Genomic DNA, 15,591 nt, shown 5'->3' with positions numbered 1-15,591 from the left:
GCGACAAGCGCTGGAGGTCAGGCCTGTGAAGTCGCCCTTTGACTTCATTGGCCTGACCGAAGCGACCTCGAGCCCCTGCCGTCTGCAGCTGGACAATAAGAAAAGCGCAAGCGCCTGTCCATCGACTAGAGTGCCTTCGACGAGGTAAAGGAAACACGGTGACGAAGGAGCCGATGTTGACTTACCGTAGGAGGAGGCGCGAAGTGTCTGCTAGTCGATAGGCGCTGAAGCTGGACAAAGAAAAGCGCAAGACGGCTGCTTAGGGGCGACAAGCGCTGGCCGCCTCAAATCGCCACATCCTGTGGCTTCTGTGGCACTAGGACCTCCTGTCCGTCGGAGGCCAGGCCTGTGAAGTCGCCCTTTATCTTCATTGGCCTGACCGAAGCGACCTCGAGCCCCTGCCGTCTGCAGCTGGGCATTAGGCATTGCTTAGGGCGGGCAAACAAGATTTCGGACAAAGCAAACACATTTCTTCAGTATTACCAAAAAAACCTTCATACATCTGATACAGAGCATGAAGGTTTGTTAATATGCTTACGCAAGCTAGCTTAGTTTACCATTTTCTGCGCTTCGCGAAGTTGATACGTTCTGACTTTACGAGGTAAGAAACGTCTGATTTCGTCTTCATTGTAGCCCACTTGCAGACGTTTTTCATCTAGGATGATTGGTCTGCGGAGCAAACCAGGGTTCTTTTGGATAATATCAAACAACTGTTGGAGCGGCAGGGAATCCAAATCGATATTTAGTTTTTGGAATACCTTTGAACGCGTTGAAATGATTTCATCCGTACCGTCCTCGGTCATACGCAAAATTTCTTTGATTTCCTCAAGGCTCAACGGCTCTGAAAAGATATTACGTTCTGTATATGGAATGTTCTGCTCCTCTAGCCATGTTCTTGCTTTTCTGCAAGATGTACAACTTGGTGAAGTGTATAATGTGACCATATTTTAAGCACACTCCCATTTTATTTTAAAATATATTAAGGGTTATTTTTGCTCAGCTTTTAAGTAACCTACATTAGAGTTACTATTATGAAACACTTTATATTATGTATTATACACTATTTATGCCTTAATGAATAGATTTTTTTGGAATTTTTATATGCTGTATTCCTCCCGGTTTTCATTCTGTTATAGTTGGATATAATATATTACTACCCTTAAAGCGTTAGTTTGAAACGCTCTTATCTGAACTTTTTCTTAAATAATTTACCCCATCTTTATTTTTCCATTCATTTTATCAGCTGATCACTTTGTGCCTGGGGTGTAATCCACTCCCTTGGAATATGTATTGCCTGCATTCCAAAGTAAATATTCTTCTATCCCTGAATCATAAAGCGCCTTGATTTGCGCTTCCACTTCAGCTTTTCCATATACACGATAATTTCCACTTCCTAGATAGGAAGCCGTGAAATCCTGGAGCCATGGCCGGGAAATTGGAGGATTCTTCAGTTCCGAAAGCTTTTTATTTTCCACTTTTGCATATTCATGGACAAGTTTATAAGGTTCCAAGTCCGGTTTTGCAATACCAAAGTAGGAAGTCCAATGGCTAGGGTAAATCATCGACGAAATGACATCTACATTCTCAGATATCTTGCTGAAGTTTTGGCCGATGCCCGGAGCTTCAGGTAAAGTGGCTGTATAGCCAAAAATATCCACGGATACTTTGACTCCGTACGGCTTCAATTTTTCCCGTGCATATGCAACAAAATCGGTAACGGCATGGACGCGCTTTTGCACATTGTCTTCCTTCATGTCTTTATACTCGCCCATTCCATATTTCAACTGTTTATCACGATTCTCGAACCCTTCCGGAAACCTGACATAGTCAAATTGGATTTCCTGGAATCCAAGTTTTGCAGCCTCGATGGCAATATCTACGTTATAATCCCACACCTCTTTTAAAAATGGATTGACGAATGCTTCGCCTCTTCCATTAACCCAAACTTTACCTCCATCCTGGAAAGAGAGTTCAGGCTTTTCTTTAGGCAGAATAGAGTCTTTGAAGACCACAATCCTTGCAATAGGGTAAACTTGTTTTTCTTCCATTTTTTCAAGCATGCCTCTCGGGTCTTTTATGTAGCTTTTCCCGATTTTAGCAAATGGCGAATTTTTATCTCCTGTGAATGTCACATTTCCCCAGTCATCCTTAATGTCTATGACCATTGCATTTAAGTCGGTTGAATCTATGAGCTTCATCAGCTCATCAAAACGGCTCCCGCCTGCCGAGTGCCCTGTCACATAAATACCGCGTATGGCATCCGGATATTCAAATGTCAGGCCGGAATCATATACAAAGCGAGGTGATTCCAACGGCAAGGGCTTCATTGTTATTGCTGTTTCCCTTTTCGCATTGGAGTGGATCTGTTTATCATCCTGCGCTAATGCAGGCTGGGATGTAAGCATCAACATGCCAATTAATCCTGCAGTAGTCAGCAGCTTTCTAAATCTCAAAATGTCCTACTCTCCTTTTTCTCCCGGTTATTACTCCTTATATATCCGTTAATTCATTACTATTTTAGCAATTATTACATGAGAATGAAATGATTGTTTTTTCCTGTTACTTCTAGTACTAAAGTAAGATGAAACAGCATGTCTGCTTGATTGTCGTGCAGCCAACAGATATAATAAAAAAGTAGATTGATGATAGAACTTACACATATTTTACATATTTTTTTGCAGCTTATATTAATGGTTCATCATTAATAACCATTCGTCTTATTTTCATGACGAATGGTTTTTCAAAAGAAATAAAGAAAAGCGCAAGGCGCGCAGCCTTAGGCGACAAGCACAAGACGAATTTTGATGAGGGAGCTTTTCAGCCACCACAGCAAAGCTGCTGACTTCAATTACATCATGAGAAGCTTCCTTGATTAGACTTCATGAAGCTTTGCGACGAGGGAAACATACGCTTCATTGAATATGCTGTGCCGCAGGAGCACATTCTTCCTGAATAAGCTTCCGCGGGGCTTGTGACCTCGAGCCGATGGCGCCTGGAGCTAGACATTAATTCGAAACAATTATTTTAACTTATTTTATACTTTCTATTAGAAATAATAATATCTGGCTAAAGCGCCCTGTCCCCCGATGTCACAAGCCAATTCCCACGTACTTTCTTAAGGGCTATCGTCTTGCGATGAAGGAGGCTAAGCGGGGCGCTTGCGCTTATTTTAGGAGGATTTCATATGAAGAAGATTTTTTCCGGAATTCAGCCAAGCGGAGTTATAACCCTTGGTAACTACGTTGGTGCAATTAAACAATTTATTGAACTACAACATGATTATGATTGCTACTTTTGTGTAGTTGACCAGCATGCGATCACTGTTCCACAAGACCGGCTTGAACTTAGGAAAAATATCAGAGGGTTAGCAGCCCTGTATATTGCTGCCGGCCTTGATCATAAGAAGGCAACTTTATTCGTTCAATCAGAGGTGCCTGCACATGCGCAGGCCGGCTGGATGCTCCAGTGTATTTCATATATCGGTGAATTAGAAAGAATGACCCAGTTCAAGGATAAGTCAACTGGAAAAGAAGCTGTTTCTGCCGGCCTGTTAACGTACCCGCCTTTAATGGCAGCGGATATTCTGCTGTATGAAGCTGATCTCGTACCTGTGGGTGAAGACCAAAAACAACACCTGGAGCTTACAAGAGATCTTGCTGAAAGATTCAACAATAGATACAATGAAATTTTTACAATCCCTGAAGTTAGAATCCCTAAAGTTGGAGCAAGAATCATGTCTTTGCAGGAGCCAACGAAGAAAATGAGCAAATCTGATTCCAATCAGAGGGCTTTCATCACTTTACTTGATACACCAAAGCAAATTGAGAAGAAAATCAAAAGCGCGGTGACAGATTCCGAAGGAATTATTAAGTTTGACCGTGAAAATAAACCAGGGGTGTCCAACCTGCTGTCAATCTACTCGATCATGAGCGGGAAAACGATTGAAGAGATTGAAACAGATTATGCCGGAAAAGGATACGGAGATTTCAAAGCAGATTTGGCCGAGGTTGTTGTCCAGGCGTTAGCACCGATTCAGGAAAGATATTATGAACTTGTTGATTCGAAAGAGCTGGATGATATTCTTGATGAAGGTGCCGAAAGAGCAAAGCTTAAAGCAAACCGCATGTTGAGAAAAATGGAGAATGCCATGGGCCTTGGGAGAAAAAGATAACAGTAAATATAAAAATTCCCCTTCTAATACAGTTAGGGGAATTTTTCATTGTTTAAAGTTTGTTTTAGTTAACTTTTGAATCATACTCCATTTCCCATAGCTTTTCAAAGAACGGCTGCCCTTTCACCATATTTTCGCAAAGGATTTGATGTTTTTCCGTCCACCCCTCTTTTGCTTCTTCATAAAGACTTACCCAAACCTTTTCAAAGTCCATTGTTTGAATTTCCGAATAAAGATGCGGGCACCACTCAGTATACCAATATCTTACTTCTGCAGTATTCTTGGAGTTGTACAATTGGTCAAGAGCCATAAAAAGAAGCTGCTTTAAGTGCCGCTCTCTTCGTGTCAAGCCGCGCATTAGAATTGGGTCAGGTGAAAGGATATGAAATTCCTTCTTTTTTTCGACCTCTTTAAATTTATATCTCGTAGGTTCATTTTCTTCGATCATTTCAAATACGAGTTGCTCTTGACGGGGGATGAGCCTGCTCTTTCTCAGAGGGATGGAATATCCCATTGTGTCCACAGCCAGGATACCTTGTCCATCAGTGATTACAAAGCAAGATTCCAGTGCCACGCGCTCATGGTTTTTTCTTAAATAGGCTTTTTGGTAAATATCATTCAATAATTCTTGCGGTATGTCGGTCATATCATTCTCAATCATGTCAAATAAGAGATGCTCGATGTACAAAAGCGGCACTTGATCAAGTAGCTCAATGACATCTTCCCCTCTTCTCCATTCATGGAAATGGCAAACATTATATCCATTCTCTTCCCCTTCAAACCAGTTAACCCATACATCGTGAAGATAAAGCATCCTTAACCCCTCACTTCATAAACTATTTGTTTTTCAGTATGGGCAGGCTGCAGTTAAATTATTCCTATCAATCCATCATTGGGAAAAGCGCTCATTCCTTGGGATTAAACCCGTAAACAGAAATCCAGATTAGAATTAGACCTACTAATAACAAATAACATTCTGGGCGCCTGCCAATATACATAAAGTAATATGAATAGCTGTATCCCATCGGCAAGAGGTTCAAATAAGCGATGATATTGATTCCACCGGCAACAGATAACCCGAATCCTATTAGGTACAGTGCGGCTCTGTACAACATGGCGGTCCCCCGGAACTTCAATTCTTTTAATTGAGGCAAGCTCGTCTACCACATGTATATTCAAAAAGTGGCCATTCATTACCCATGATAAAGAAAAAGGGCCTCCGTCATCCGGAAGCCTGCTCTGGTGTGCGGTAAAAAATGTTTTTGTCTGAAAGGATTTTTTCCGAAGAAATTTCAAAGGAGTCATGAACTGTCAAAGGCTGCTCTCCTTCATAACCTTTTACTAAATCTGCCCCGATGGCATACCCCATCATTTTAGGGATGCCTCTTCTTCCGAATAGCAGATCATCATGCAAAGGATGGGCTTTTTCCAGTTGTAAATGTTCCTTAAAAATACGATTCCAATAATGCTGAAGTTGATCCCTTTTATATAAGGTCATCCAGTCAGCAATATAATCCTTGCCACAATATTTCTTTACAGCATGTTCCGCAAGCCCCTCAAAAACAAGGGAATCAAGTAAATGATAATCCTTCGGGTCTTTTTTAAAACGTTCCATACGAACAGCATGGTGGTATTCATGGACAACCAGAGACTCCCATATCTTCAAATCTTCTACAGGAGAAAGAAACAGAAATATTTTTCGTGGAAATGTCAAACCTGACCGGCCTTTCAGTTCCGACATAAATTGGCGTGAGGGCTCAATAGGAAAAATATAAATACCAACATCATGCGCATTCCACATATCTTTATATTTCTTATAAAACTTCCCGATATGTTCCCATGCTTTTTGTTCCTTTAACCGCGAAAACATATCGTGGGTCCTCCTTGATGGCTGATACATTCCAAACTTTCTCAAATATTGATAATAGTGTGCATGATTTTTAACTTCAGGCGAAGCAAGTTTACACAGTTCCATGGGATTGTAAAAATGTTCATCCATCCATAAATCTGTTCGGATTACCCCCATTTGGCATCCCTCCCCCCATATCCTACGGATTAATCCCCAAAAAGTGCATAAAAAAAGATACAGCGCCCAGTTTGGGTGCTGTATCTTTCTTTATGCATTATACTTTTTAAACGCAATCGTAGCGTTATGTCCGCCGAACCCAAGAGAGTTACTGATTACAGCGTTAATCTCTTTTTTCCTGGACTCATTTGCGACATAATCAAGGTCACATTCTGGATCAGGCGTTTCGTAATTAATTGTTGGCGGAAGGATGCCGTCTTGAATCGCTAGGACAGAGAAAATCGCCTCTACGCCGCCTGCAGCGCCCAGAAGATGCCCTGTCATGGATTTTGTCGAGCTGATTGCAAGATTGTAGGCGTGGTCGCCAAAAACTTCCTTGATAGCAATTGTCTCATATTTATCATTGTAGGGAGTACTTGTTCCGTGAGCATTGATGTAATCTATGTCTTCAGGAGCAAGGCCTGCGTCTTCAAGAGCGATTTTCATAGCCCTAACGCCGCCTTCACCGCCGGGCGCCGGAGCAGTAATATGGTAAGCGTCGCCTGTAGATCCGTAGCCGACAATCTCCGCATATATTTTTGCTCCGCGGTTAAGCGCATGCTCAAGTTCCTCGAGCACAATGACACCCGCACCTTCCCCGATGACAAAGCCGTCCCTATTAAGGTCAAATGGCCTGCTTGCCGTGTTCGGGTCTGGGTTTGTAGAAAGTGCTGTGTTTGCACAGAATCCTGCAACAGCCATCTGTGTAATAGGAGCCTCAGCTCCTCCAGCAATCATAGCATCTGCATCGCCGCGTTGGATGACTTTAAAAGCATCCCCGATAGAGTTCGTACCTGTTGCACAAGCTGTAACCGTACAGGAGTTGACCCCTTTGGCCCCAAGATAGATAGAGACTTGTCCAGTGGCCATGTCCGGTATCATCATTGGCACGAAGAATGGACTTACACGGCGGTAGCCCCGCTTTTGAAAAATCTCAAATTGATTTTCTAGTGTCTCCATTCCCCCAATACCGGAACCGATCCATACACCAATCCGCTCAGCATTGCTATCATTGATGTCCAAGCCCGCATCCTTTACAGCCATTTGCGCCGATACAAGGGCGTAATGGGTGAAGCGGTCCATTTTCCGGGCATCTTTTCTTTCGATAAAGTTTTCTATATCAAAATCTTTTACCTCAGCCGCAACCTTGGCTGAATAATTGTCAGGATCCAGTCGCGTAAGAGGACCAATCCCCGATTTACCAGCTAAAATATTATTCCATGAAGTTTCTACATCATTTCCCACAGGAGAGACAGTTCCCAATCCTGTAACTACAACTCTTTTCTTCATCTATTTGTTCATCTCCTTTTTACTTCTCTATTAAGAAGATATTACTTGTTTTAACGACCCCATCTTAAAGCAATAGCTCCCCAGGTGAGTCCTCCGCCGAATCCTACCAACACAATCAAGTCATCGTCTTTTATTTTTCCTGCTTCCACTTCGTCGGCAATGACCATCGGAATGGATGCGGAAGATGTATTTCCATATTTATGGATCATTTTAGACATTTTTTCTTCAGGCAATTCCAGTCTTTGTCGTGCAGCTTCCATAATCCTGATATTAGCCTGGTGGGGAATCAGCAGATCCACATCATTTTTCGTAAGTCCTGCCTTATCCAACACTTTAACAGATGACTCTCCCATTTGCCTTACAGCAAATTTAAAGACTTCCCTGCCATTCATCATAATATATTTGTCCTGATAAAGATACTGGCCGCCCGTACCATCCGCTCCGAGGTCAAACGCGAGTACACCCCGGCCTTTCGAAACCGGCCCCATCACTACTGCTCCCGCACCGTCTCCAAACAAGACAGCGGTATTTCTGTCATTCCAGTCAGTAATCTTGGACAGCTTTTCAACACCGACAACCAGGATATTTTTACATGATTCAGTTTCGATGAATTGCTTTGCGGTTGCCACTGCATACATAAAACCTGCACAAGCCGCGCTGACATCCATTCCTGAAGCATTGACACAGCCAAGCCTCGCCTGAAGCATGCACGCTACTGACGGAAATGAATGATCAGGTGTCACCGTTGCAACCAAGATCATGTCGATGTCTTCAGGTCCGATTTCTGCATGTTCCAAGGCTTTTTTTGCAGCTTCATAAGCCATATCAGAAGTATTTACATCATCCCCGGCAATCCGTCTTTCTTCAATACCGGTCCGTGTCCGAATCCACTCGTCGGAGGTATCCACCATTGTTTCCAGCTCTTTATTCGTCAACACCCGTTCGGGTATGTACTTCCCGACACCAATTATTCCAGCATTCATAGAAAAGCTTCCCTTCTTTCCATTCTATATAAAAATCCCTATTTGTTATCTTATATTAAGACTTGGTGCTAATTATATCATTTGTTGTTTTTTATGTCACCATTAAATCACTCGTTTAATTCCAACATTTTTTCTTTTTCTATATAGCAGGCCACGTCTTTTGCAGCATCAGACAAAAAGTTTTCATCTTGATAGATCGGTAAATTCCCTGACTTCTCCCAATTTCCTCCCCCATTTTTTTCGACTAGGGCCATGCTTTTCCCTTTTTCGGCAAAAGAAGATGCTAAACTGTATTCTATGACTTGATGATTTCCCTTTACTGATTCAAGCAGCTCATTAAAACTGTGGATGAATGATGATTGAGCTCTTTCGATCGATGGCGGCTGGATAACCAGTAGGGATTCCCTCGCCCTTTTCCCTTCGGCAATTCTTTTCAGCTGTGAAACCAGCTGGTTTCTTACGCCATTATCGTTTTTATTCAGATAGTCCAATGTCGGTATGATATAAAGACACCTTTCATCCAATAAAGCTTGATGAATGGTATCGTCCGTCTTTTCCAGTTCCATATACCTCAGGTTGGCATTTCTTCCGATGAGGAGCCAATTATCTTCCTGTTCTTCTGTAATCCATTGATGATGATCTATTCCATATACTTCAAAACCTCTTTCAAGCAAACGGGAACATAATTCAAAACCGAAGGGTTGACGGGCTCCAAATATTACTGCTGTTTTCATCTCGGCATCCCCTTTCCTCTTTCTTAAATTATCGTATGCACCATCAGTAGGGACTGACCTCTTTTCTCTTTTTTGTCACATGGATTATTGTCTCACTTAAATTGTTTATGATATACTTACGTGGTGGATACTAATATCGATTATGAAAATTACATAGAGAAGTTCTGAAATGGGGGGAAAACAATGAGATACCTGCTTACAATTTTCTGGACGCTTTTGCTAGTAAATATGTTGATGTATGTTGCGGGATCCATGATCGGATCAAGTTATGACTTTGGTACAGCCACAACTTTAGGGGTCATCGCTGTCATTTTGCTCTTTATCGTATCAGCGATACTGCCTGCTCAACCAACAGAAGAACAATAACTCGCCGTGATCCGGCGAGTTATTTTTTTATTTCTTAACCTTAATCATCAATTGGTCCCGCTGCAAGTCAACAACGACTGTATCGAATGGATGGACGTTCCCCGAAATTATTTCCTTCGCCAAGCCTGTTTCTACTTTACTCTGCAAATATCTCTTCAATGGCCTGGCTCCGTATACTGGATCGTATGCCTGCTGGGCTGTAAATTCCTTTGCCGCGTCAGTCATCTCCAATTGAATATGCTGATCCTGCAGTCTTTCCTGAAGCTCTCTTGCAAGCTTTGACACAATACCTTTAATATTTTCCATGCTGAGAGGCTTGAACAGGATAATATCATCCACTCTGTTAAGGAATTCCGGCCGGAACGAGGCTCTCAATTGGCCAAGAACGAGCTCCTTTGTCTGCTCATCAATATGGTCTTCATTTTGCTCCCGTTCCAAAAGAAAGGCCGATCCGATATTGGAGGTCATGATGATAACAGTATTTTTAAAGTCGATCCTTCTTCCCTGAGAGTCTGTGATCCGCCCGTCATCAAGCACCTGAAGTAAAATATTGAAAACTTCCGGATGGGCTTTTTCAATTTCATCAAGCAATATGACGGAATATGGCTTCCTTCTGACAGCTTCCGTCAACTGGCCGCCTTCCTCATAGCCCACATAACCAGGAGGCGCTCCAATCAGGCGAGAGACCGCATGTTTTTCCATATATTCGGACATATCAATGCGAATCATCTGCTCTTCACTATCAAATAAAGTTTCAGCTAAAGCCTTGGCCAATTCGGTTTTACCTACGCCAGTAGGTCCAAGGAATATGAATGAACCGATAGGCCGATTCGGATCTTTGATTCCGGCCCTTGCCCTAAGTACCGCATTGCTCACAAGTTCCACCGCATCATCTTGGCCGATAACACGCTCATGTAAAATATTCTCAAGTCTGAGGAGTTTCTCACGTTCCCCTTCAACAAGCTTAGTGATCGGTATGCCTGTCCATCTGGAAATGATTTCTGCCACTTCGTCTTCTGTCACTTCCTCTTTTACTAAGCGCGATTCAGTTCGCTCCTGGCCTTCCATTTCCTTCAGCTCTTTTTCCAAAGCCGGAATCCGGCCATGTCGAAGCTCGGCAGCAAGGTTCAAATCGTATTCGTTTTCCGCTTCTTCAAGCTCTCTGCGAAGCTTTTCCAACTGTTCCCGTTTTTCTTGGATGCTCGAAATTTCACTTTTTTCCTTTTCCCACTTGGCCTTCATTTCATTTGCCTTTTCTTTCAGGTCAGCGAGGTCTTTTTGCAGAAGTTCAAGACGTTCTTTGCTCGCCTCATCATCTTCTTTCCTCAATGCGGCTTCTTCAATTTCAAGCTGCATGACCCTTCTCGTAATTTCATCCAGTTCACTCGGCATGGAATCGATTTCCACTCGTATATTGGCACAGGCTTCATCAATGACATCAATCGCTTTATCCGGTAAAAAGCGGTCCGTTATGTAGCGATCAGATAATGTTGCTGCAGCTACAAGGGCCCTATCATGGATATTGACGCCGTGGTGGATTTCAAACCTTTCCTTCAATCCACGTAGAATGGAAATCGTATCTTCCACTATCGGCTCGGGCACAAACACCTTCTGGAAACGTCTCTCCAATGCGGCATCCTTTTCTATATAGAGCCTGTATTCATCCAAAGTCGTCGCGCCTATACAATGCAGCTCTCCTCTTGCGAGCATTGGCTTCAGCATATTTCCTGCATCCATGGAGCCTTCCGCTTTTCCGGCGCCTACAATTGTATGAATTTCATCAATGAAAAGTAAAATCTTGCCTTCGCTCTTTTTTACCTCCTGTAAAACAGCTTTGAGACGTTCTTCGAACTCTCCCCTGAATTTGGCTCCCGCGATAAGAGATCCCATATCTAGCGCATATATTATTTTATCCCTTAATCCTTCAGGCACATCTTTTCTGACGATTCGTTGAGCGAGCCCTTCAACAATGGCAGTTTTGCCGACACCAGGCTCCCCGATAAGAACAGGGTTGTTTTTCGTTTTCCGCGACAGGATTCTGATAACATTCCTTATCTCCTGATCCCGTCCAATAACCGGATCAAGTTTGCCGGACTTCACTTCCGCCACGAGGTCCCGTCCGTATTTTTTTAAAACTTCATAGGTCGCTTCTGGATTTTGTGATTCCACTCGCTGTCCCCCCCTGATTTCTTTTACTTCTTCTAAAATATTGCTTTTGGTTATTCCATTACGAAAAAGAAACCGTGCGGTTTCATTATTTGATATTTCCATCAAAGCAAGGGCGAAATGCTCAACGGATAGATATTGGTCTTCAAACCCTTTCATTTCTTCCTCTGCTTTGCTGATGAGCGTCGATAAAGGACTGCTCAAATATTGACCGCCTTGTATCCCCTGCCCCGTCACCTGGGGCTTCTGGTCCAATACTTTATCCAATTCAAGCTGTATTTGCCCTTTCGTCAATCCGAGACGCTCGTAGAGCGTAGAAAGCAGGCTGTCATTCCTGTCAATTAAAGCTTTCAAAAGGTGCGGAATATCCAGCTCCGGATGATTCAGCCTTCTGGCAATTTGTTGAGCTTCGGCAATAGCCTCTTGCATGGTCATCGTCATCTTGCTCAAATCCATTATTTAACCTCCTTTTTAAAAGAAATGCGCAAGGCGCGCATCTATCGGCGACAAGCACAAAGCAAATTTTGATAAGGGAGTTCCTCATCCACCTACAGCGATGCAGCTGATTTCAATCACATCTTAAAAAAACATCTCCTAAAATTTACTTCATGCATCGTTGCGACGAGGGAAAGATGGGCTTCCTTGAACACGCTGTACCGCTGGAGCAAAATCATCCTGTATATTTTCATCGTGACTTGCGTACTCGAGCCGACGGCGCCTGGCGGCCTCCTCAAGAACCTTCAGTCCATCGAGGCTGACAGCACATTTTTTATAATAGAAAACCATAATCTAACCTAATGTTTTCGTTACTTTTTTAAAAATAAATAGGCGAAGCCGCCAAAAAGGAGCTTCGCCTATACAATTCCCCATTCAGCAGAATGGCAAAACGGAAGATGATTCAATTAAAATTAAGTAACGCCAAGTGCAATTTTTGCATAACGTGACATTTTGTCTTTTGTCCACGGAGGGCTCCACACAATATCCACTTCCGTTTGTTTAACTTCCGGTATATCAGCCAATGCCGCTGTCACCTGGTCTACAATCACCGGAGCAAGTGGACAGCCCATTGATGTGAGAGTCATGGTCACTTTTGCCGTACCTTCCTCATCAAGATCCACGTCGTAAATGAGACCCAGATTCACGATATCAATGCCCAGCTCAGGGTCGATCACTTGTTCAAGAGCACCATAAATGTTTTCTTTTAATGCTGCATCCACGTTCCCCACTCCTTTCAAAAGGTATTTATTCTTATCATACCAAATCCGTTGCAAATTCAAACAGAAACGACTTTCTTAAAGCAAAAATTCACTGAACCAGTCGACGGTTCTTAACAAGGCCTCGCGAGTCACCTTATGTTCGGCGTGTTCGTCGGCTAGAAAATATAGATGTTCAGGAGATTTTTCATAATCTGGTTTTATTTTTCGGTAAAACTCATAAGTCGGTTGGAACGGAACTACTTTATCTTTTTTACCATGCCAAATTAGCAAAGGTCTTTCCGCCAGCAAATCCGGCTGATTGCTGATATCATAATTCCTTAATGTGGCATACATATCTTCCAATTCTTCCTTGGAGAAAGGGATGGTGAATTCGGCTTTTTCCAAGGAATCGATCTGCTCCCTTGCAAGCTGTTCATGGCAGGGGCTGCCCATCAATGAAACACCTGCTTTGATCCAATCATATTGGGTCAAAGCTCCAAACATAGTAATGCCCCCCATAGAAGTTCCAACTACTCCAATTTGGCTTGAGATCAGGTCCCTTCGGGATAATTCTTCCTTTATACAACCCAGCTCACGGATGGATTGAAGAACAATTTCCCAAAATTCGTAGATCAGCTTTTCCGAGTGTCGGCCGTCACTCCTTTCGCCATGTAGTTTGGCATCCGGCAGGATGACCCGAAAACCTTTTTCTGCAAGGAGATAGCCGAAGTGAAGATTATGCTCTTTTGCTGATGTAAAGCCGTGAAGGAAAAAGACGAGCGGAAGCTTTTCATCTTTTGACCCTTCTTTTACTACATGTAAAACAGGAACACCCTTTATCGATTCGCTATGTATTTCAATCAATCAACTCTCTCCTTTAAGGAAGGCGTGTTTTGATCTTATGCTATATTTTACCACTCCTATTTTTCTCTTACCAAGATTAAGCATCGGTTGTCATTATTTCCCCGATGTTTTTTGACAGCTTCTGTCTACAATATAACTTGAGCGCTTCATGCGTTCCTTCCTACCATCTAAAGGGGCGGTGTTGTCATGGGAAAAAACAGTAAATCCAGACGCTTTACACAGCAAGGAAAAAACTCTGTTGAAAAACATGCACAACGTTTTCCATATCGTTCAACATTGGATGAAGCCGAAAAGGAAAAAATCGAGTTCATGAAAGAATCATCACTCGGAGGTATTTAAGGTGGGAAAAAATAAGCTTTTCCAAGAAGCAAGACATTTTGTTGAGCAGGCCTTAAACAACAGTTCACCGGAAACAATCGATATAGCGAAAAACGCTTTATCCTCCGCATATGCCAACTCCACCTTCGCCCAGCAGCGTCAATTGAGGCTGCTTCAGGAGGAACTTGACCGGATTGAGGGGTCTGACCCCCTTTAACACTTTAATGCATTGGGGGTCTGACCCCAAGGGGAGCATTCTCGCTCCCTTTTTTTATTCCTTCCGGAAGAATCCGAAAACCGTCGCCGTCTCCACGATATTCGTGAATGCTTCGGGATCGACTTCTTTGATGACATGTTCAAGCTCATACAACTCATAACGGGTAACAACGATGATCATCATCTCTTTTTCCTGCTTGGAAAACGCTCCTTTTGCTGGAACCTTTGTGATTCCTCTGACCAGCCTCTCATGGATGGCTTCCGTTAGCTCATCGGCCTTTTTCGTCACAATCATGGCGGTCAACTTTTGATGACGTGTATGAATGGCGTCAATCACTCTTGTCGATGCATATACCGAAAGCAAGGTATATAACGCCTTATCCCAACCATAAAGTGCACCAGCCGTCAGAATGATAATTGCGTTCAACATGAAAAAATATGTGCCGACAGATTTGTCGCTCATCCTTGAAAGGATCATGGAAATGATATCCAGGCCCCCAGTCGATGCCCCAACCTTCAAAGTAATCCCTATCCCGATTGCAGTGATCACACCGCCAAAAACTGCGTAAAGCATAATATCCGCTGTCTGGGTTTTGACAGGAATGAGTTCAAGAAAAATGGAAGTAGCCGCAACTGAAATAAAACTGTAAATCGTAAAAGACTTTCCGACTTTGAACCAGCCCAGGATGGCAACAGGGATGTTGAACAAGAGTAAAAGCATTCCCGTCGATGCATTCACCGGCGTAAATTGGCCAAGAACTTTCGATAATAACTGTGCAGCACCTGCAAAACCGCTGGCATAAACATTTGAAGGGATTAGAAAATAATTCATTGCAATCGCAACGATAAACGCTCCGGCTATGATGACAGCCAGTTTTTTCAACACTTCCCAAAATGAATGTGGTCTCATTATTTCACCCTTATTCAAGTATTTTAACATTGAGGTTTACTTTGAAAGCATATACACTATAAGAAATGCGATTGGCACGGGGCTTCAGGCATAAGTACAAACTTAAGATCCGTGGAGGCAGTATTTTGAGCCTTCAAGGAAAGCAGCTTATATAAAATCACATCGTGAAAATCATCGCTGATCTGACTTTGCGACGAGGCCAACTCTTTGAAAAAAGCTATGCTGCAGGACATATTTTTCCCGAATAAACTTTCTAGACTTATGGCCTAGAGCCCATTGCGCCTAGCGCTAAATATTATATGAAAAAGACAA

The 15,591-nt window shown here is 42.8% G+C and carries 16 protein-coding genes; 4 read left to right on the top strand and 12 right to left on the bottom strand.

From position 1 onward, the window contains the following. Positions 1-548 precede the first annotated feature (548 nt). Both spxA and D4T97_RS08170 read right to left on the bottom strand, forming a co-directional pair. The gene (gene spxA / locus D4T97_RS08175) at positions 549-944 is read right to left on the bottom strand and encodes a transcriptional regulator SpxA (RefSeq protein WP_018705420.1); all 396 of its coding nucleotides are present in this window, start codon (positions 942-944) and stop codon (positions 549-551) included. A 303-nt stretch (positions 945-1,247) separates the two neighbouring features. Beyond that, positions 1,248-2,453, bottom strand: a complete 1,206-nt coding sequence (locus tag D4T97_RS08170) for a putative glycoside hydrolase (RefSeq protein WP_235872191.1) — start codon at positions 2,451-2,453, stop codon at positions 1,248-1,250. A 731-nt stretch (positions 2,454-3,184) separates the two neighbouring features. Here D4T97_RS08170 and trpS point away from each other — a divergent pair. Further along, positions 3,185-4,171: a tryptophan--tRNA ligase gene (trpS, locus tag D4T97_RS08165; protein ID WP_126049518.1), complete on the top strand. Its 987-nt coding sequence runs from the start codon at positions 3,185-3,187 to the stop codon at positions 4,169-4,171. 64 nt (positions 4,172-4,235) lie between these two features. Here the strand turns inward: trpS and D4T97_RS08160 are convergent, their stop codons facing one another. From D4T97_RS08160 to D4T97_RS08135, 6 genes are all read right to left on the bottom strand, one after another. Next, entirely contained in the window at positions 4,236-4,985 is a 750-nt protein-coding gene (locus tag D4T97_RS08160) for a YjbA family protein (protein WP_126049516.1), read from the bottom strand. 91 nt (positions 4,986-5,076) lie between these two features. Beyond that, a complete protein-coding gene (locus D4T97_RS08155; RefSeq protein WP_126049514.1) occupies positions 5,077-5,286 on the bottom strand; it encodes a hypothetical protein in 210 nt (69 codons plus the stop codon). Positions 5,287-5,393: 107 nt separating this feature from the next. Beyond that, on the bottom strand, positions 5,394-6,197 hold the full coding sequence (locus D4T97_RS08150) for a DUF2268 domain-containing protein (RefSeq protein ID WP_126049512.1): 804 nt from the start codon (positions 6,195-6,197) through the stop codon (positions 5,394-5,396). 90 nt (positions 6,198-6,287) lie between these two features. Continuing rightward, complete coding sequence (gene fabF, locus D4T97_RS08145) at positions 6,288-7,526, bottom strand: beta-ketoacyl-ACP synthase II (RefSeq protein WP_126049510.1); 1,239 nt, start codon at positions 7,524-7,526, stop codon at positions 6,288-6,290. A 50-nt stretch (positions 7,527-7,576) separates the two neighbouring features. Next, a complete protein-coding gene (locus D4T97_RS08140) occupies positions 7,577-8,509 on the bottom strand; it encodes a beta-ketoacyl-ACP synthase III (RefSeq protein WP_126049508.1) in 933 nt (310 codons plus the stop codon). Positions 8,510-8,616: 107 nt separating this feature from the next. After that, the gene (locus D4T97_RS08135; RefSeq protein ID WP_126049506.1) at positions 8,617-9,243 is read right to left on the bottom strand and encodes a Rossmann-fold NAD(P)-binding domain-containing protein; all 627 of its coding nucleotides are present in this window, start codon (positions 9,241-9,243) and stop codon (positions 8,617-8,619) included. Positions 9,244-9,426: 183 nt separating this feature from the next. Between D4T97_RS08135 and D4T97_RS08130 the strand changes: the two genes are divergently transcribed. After that, the gene (locus D4T97_RS08130) at positions 9,427-9,609 is read left to right on the top strand and encodes a YjzD family protein (protein ID WP_126049504.1); all 183 of its coding nucleotides are present in this window, start codon (positions 9,427-9,429) and stop codon (positions 9,607-9,609) included. 27 nt (positions 9,610-9,636) lie between these two features. On the opposite strand, the gene clpB is transcribed toward D4T97_RS08130, so the two are convergent. The 3 genes from clpB to yjfP all read right to left on the bottom strand — a co-directional run bounded on the left by clpB (position 9,637) and on the right by yjfP (position 13,835). Further along, positions 9,637-12,231, bottom strand: coding sequence for an ATP-dependent chaperone ClpB (clpB, locus tag D4T97_RS08125; RefSeq protein ID WP_126049502.1), 2,595 nt, complete (start codon positions 12,229-12,231; stop codon positions 9,637-9,639). Positions 12,232-12,683: 452 nt separating this feature from the next. Further along, positions 12,684-12,992 carry a metal-sulfur cluster assembly factor gene (locus tag D4T97_RS08120; protein ID WP_126049500.1) on the bottom strand — a complete coding sequence of 103 codons (309 nt, stop codon included), beginning with the start codon at positions 12,990-12,992 and terminating at the stop codon, positions 12,684-12,686. 75 nt (positions 12,993-13,067) lie between these two features. Then, positions 13,068-13,835, bottom strand: a complete 768-nt coding sequence (gene yjfP / locus D4T97_RS08115; RefSeq protein WP_126049498.1) for an esterase — start codon at positions 13,833-13,835, stop codon at positions 13,068-13,070. Positions 13,836-14,021: 186 nt separating this feature from the next. On the opposite strand from yjfP, the gene D4T97_RS08110 reads away from it, so the two are divergent. Together D4T97_RS08110 and D4T97_RS08105 are read left to right on the top strand one after the other, a co-directional pair. Then, a complete protein-coding gene (locus tag D4T97_RS08110) occupies positions 14,022-14,174 on the top strand; it encodes a competence protein (RefSeq protein ID WP_126049496.1) in 153 nt (50 codons plus the stop codon). Between the two features lies 1 nt (position 14,175). After that, positions 14,176-14,370 (top strand): DUF3813 domain-containing protein, encoded by a 195-nt coding sequence (locus D4T97_RS08105; RefSeq protein WP_126049494.1) that lies wholly within the window; start codon positions 14,176-14,178, stop codon positions 14,368-14,370. 54 nt (positions 14,371-14,424) lie between these two features. Here D4T97_RS08105 and D4T97_RS08100 read toward each other — a convergent pair whose 3' ends face one another. Next, positions 14,425-15,279, bottom strand: coding sequence for a YitT family protein (locus tag D4T97_RS08100; protein ID WP_126049492.1), 855 nt, complete (start codon positions 15,277-15,279; stop codon positions 14,425-14,427). Between the last annotated feature and the right edge of the window lie 312 nt (positions 15,280-15,591).

Source organism: Siminovitchia acidinfaciens (assembly GCF_003605385.1).
GTDB lineage: Bacteria > Bacillota > Bacilli > Bacillales > Bacillaceae_C > Siminovitchia > Siminovitchia acidinfaciens.
Note: the sequence above shows the minus strand (reverse complement) of the source record. Positions and strands in the feature narration are given on the sequence as shown.

Bases quoted from the DNA above. Each gene is read 5' to 3' on its own strand.
- D4T97_RS08135 (WP_126049506.1), bottom strand. From the start codon at position 9,243: ATGAAAACAGCAGTAATATTTGGAGCCCGTCAACCCTTCGGTTTTGAA.
- D4T97_RS08155 (WP_126049514.1), bottom strand. From the start codon at position 5,286: ATGTTGTACAGAGCCGCACTGTACCTAATAGGATTCGGGTTATCTGTT.
- D4T97_RS08140 (WP_126049508.1), bottom strand. From the start codon at position 8,509: ATGAATGCTGGAATAATTGGTGTCGGGAAGTACATACCCGAACGGGTG.
- D4T97_RS08100 (WP_126049492.1), bottom strand. From the start codon at position 15,279: ATGAGACCACATTCATTTTGGGAAGTGTTGAAAAAACTGGCTGTCATC.
- D4T97_RS08160 (WP_126049516.1), bottom strand. From the start codon at position 4,985: ATGCTTTATCTTCACGATGTATGGGTTAACTGGTTTGAAGGGGAAGAG.
- spxA (WP_018705420.1), bottom strand. From the start codon at position 944: ATGGTCACATTATACACTTCACCAAGTTGTACATCTTGCAGAAAAGCA.
- D4T97_RS08130 (WP_126049504.1), top strand. From the start codon at position 9,427: ATGAGATACCTGCTTACAATTTTCTGGACGCTTTTGCTAGTAAATATG.
- trpS (WP_126049518.1), top strand. From the start codon at position 3,185: ATGAAGAAGATTTTTTCCGGAATTCAGCCAAGCGGAGTTATAACCCTT.
- fabF (WP_126049510.1), bottom strand. From the start codon at position 7,526: ATGAAGAAAAGAGTTGTAGTTACAGGATTGGGAACTGTCTCTCCTGTG.
- D4T97_RS08110 (WP_126049496.1), top strand. From the start codon at position 14,022: ATGGGAAAAAACAGTAAATCCAGACGCTTTACACAGCAAGGAAAAAAC.
- clpB (WP_126049502.1), bottom strand. From the start codon at position 12,231: ATGGATTTGAGCAAGATGACGATGACCATGCAAGAGGCTATTGCCGAA.
- D4T97_RS08150 (WP_126049512.1), bottom strand. From the start codon at position 6,197: ATGGGGGTAATCCGAACAGATTTATGGATGGATGAACATTTTTACAAT.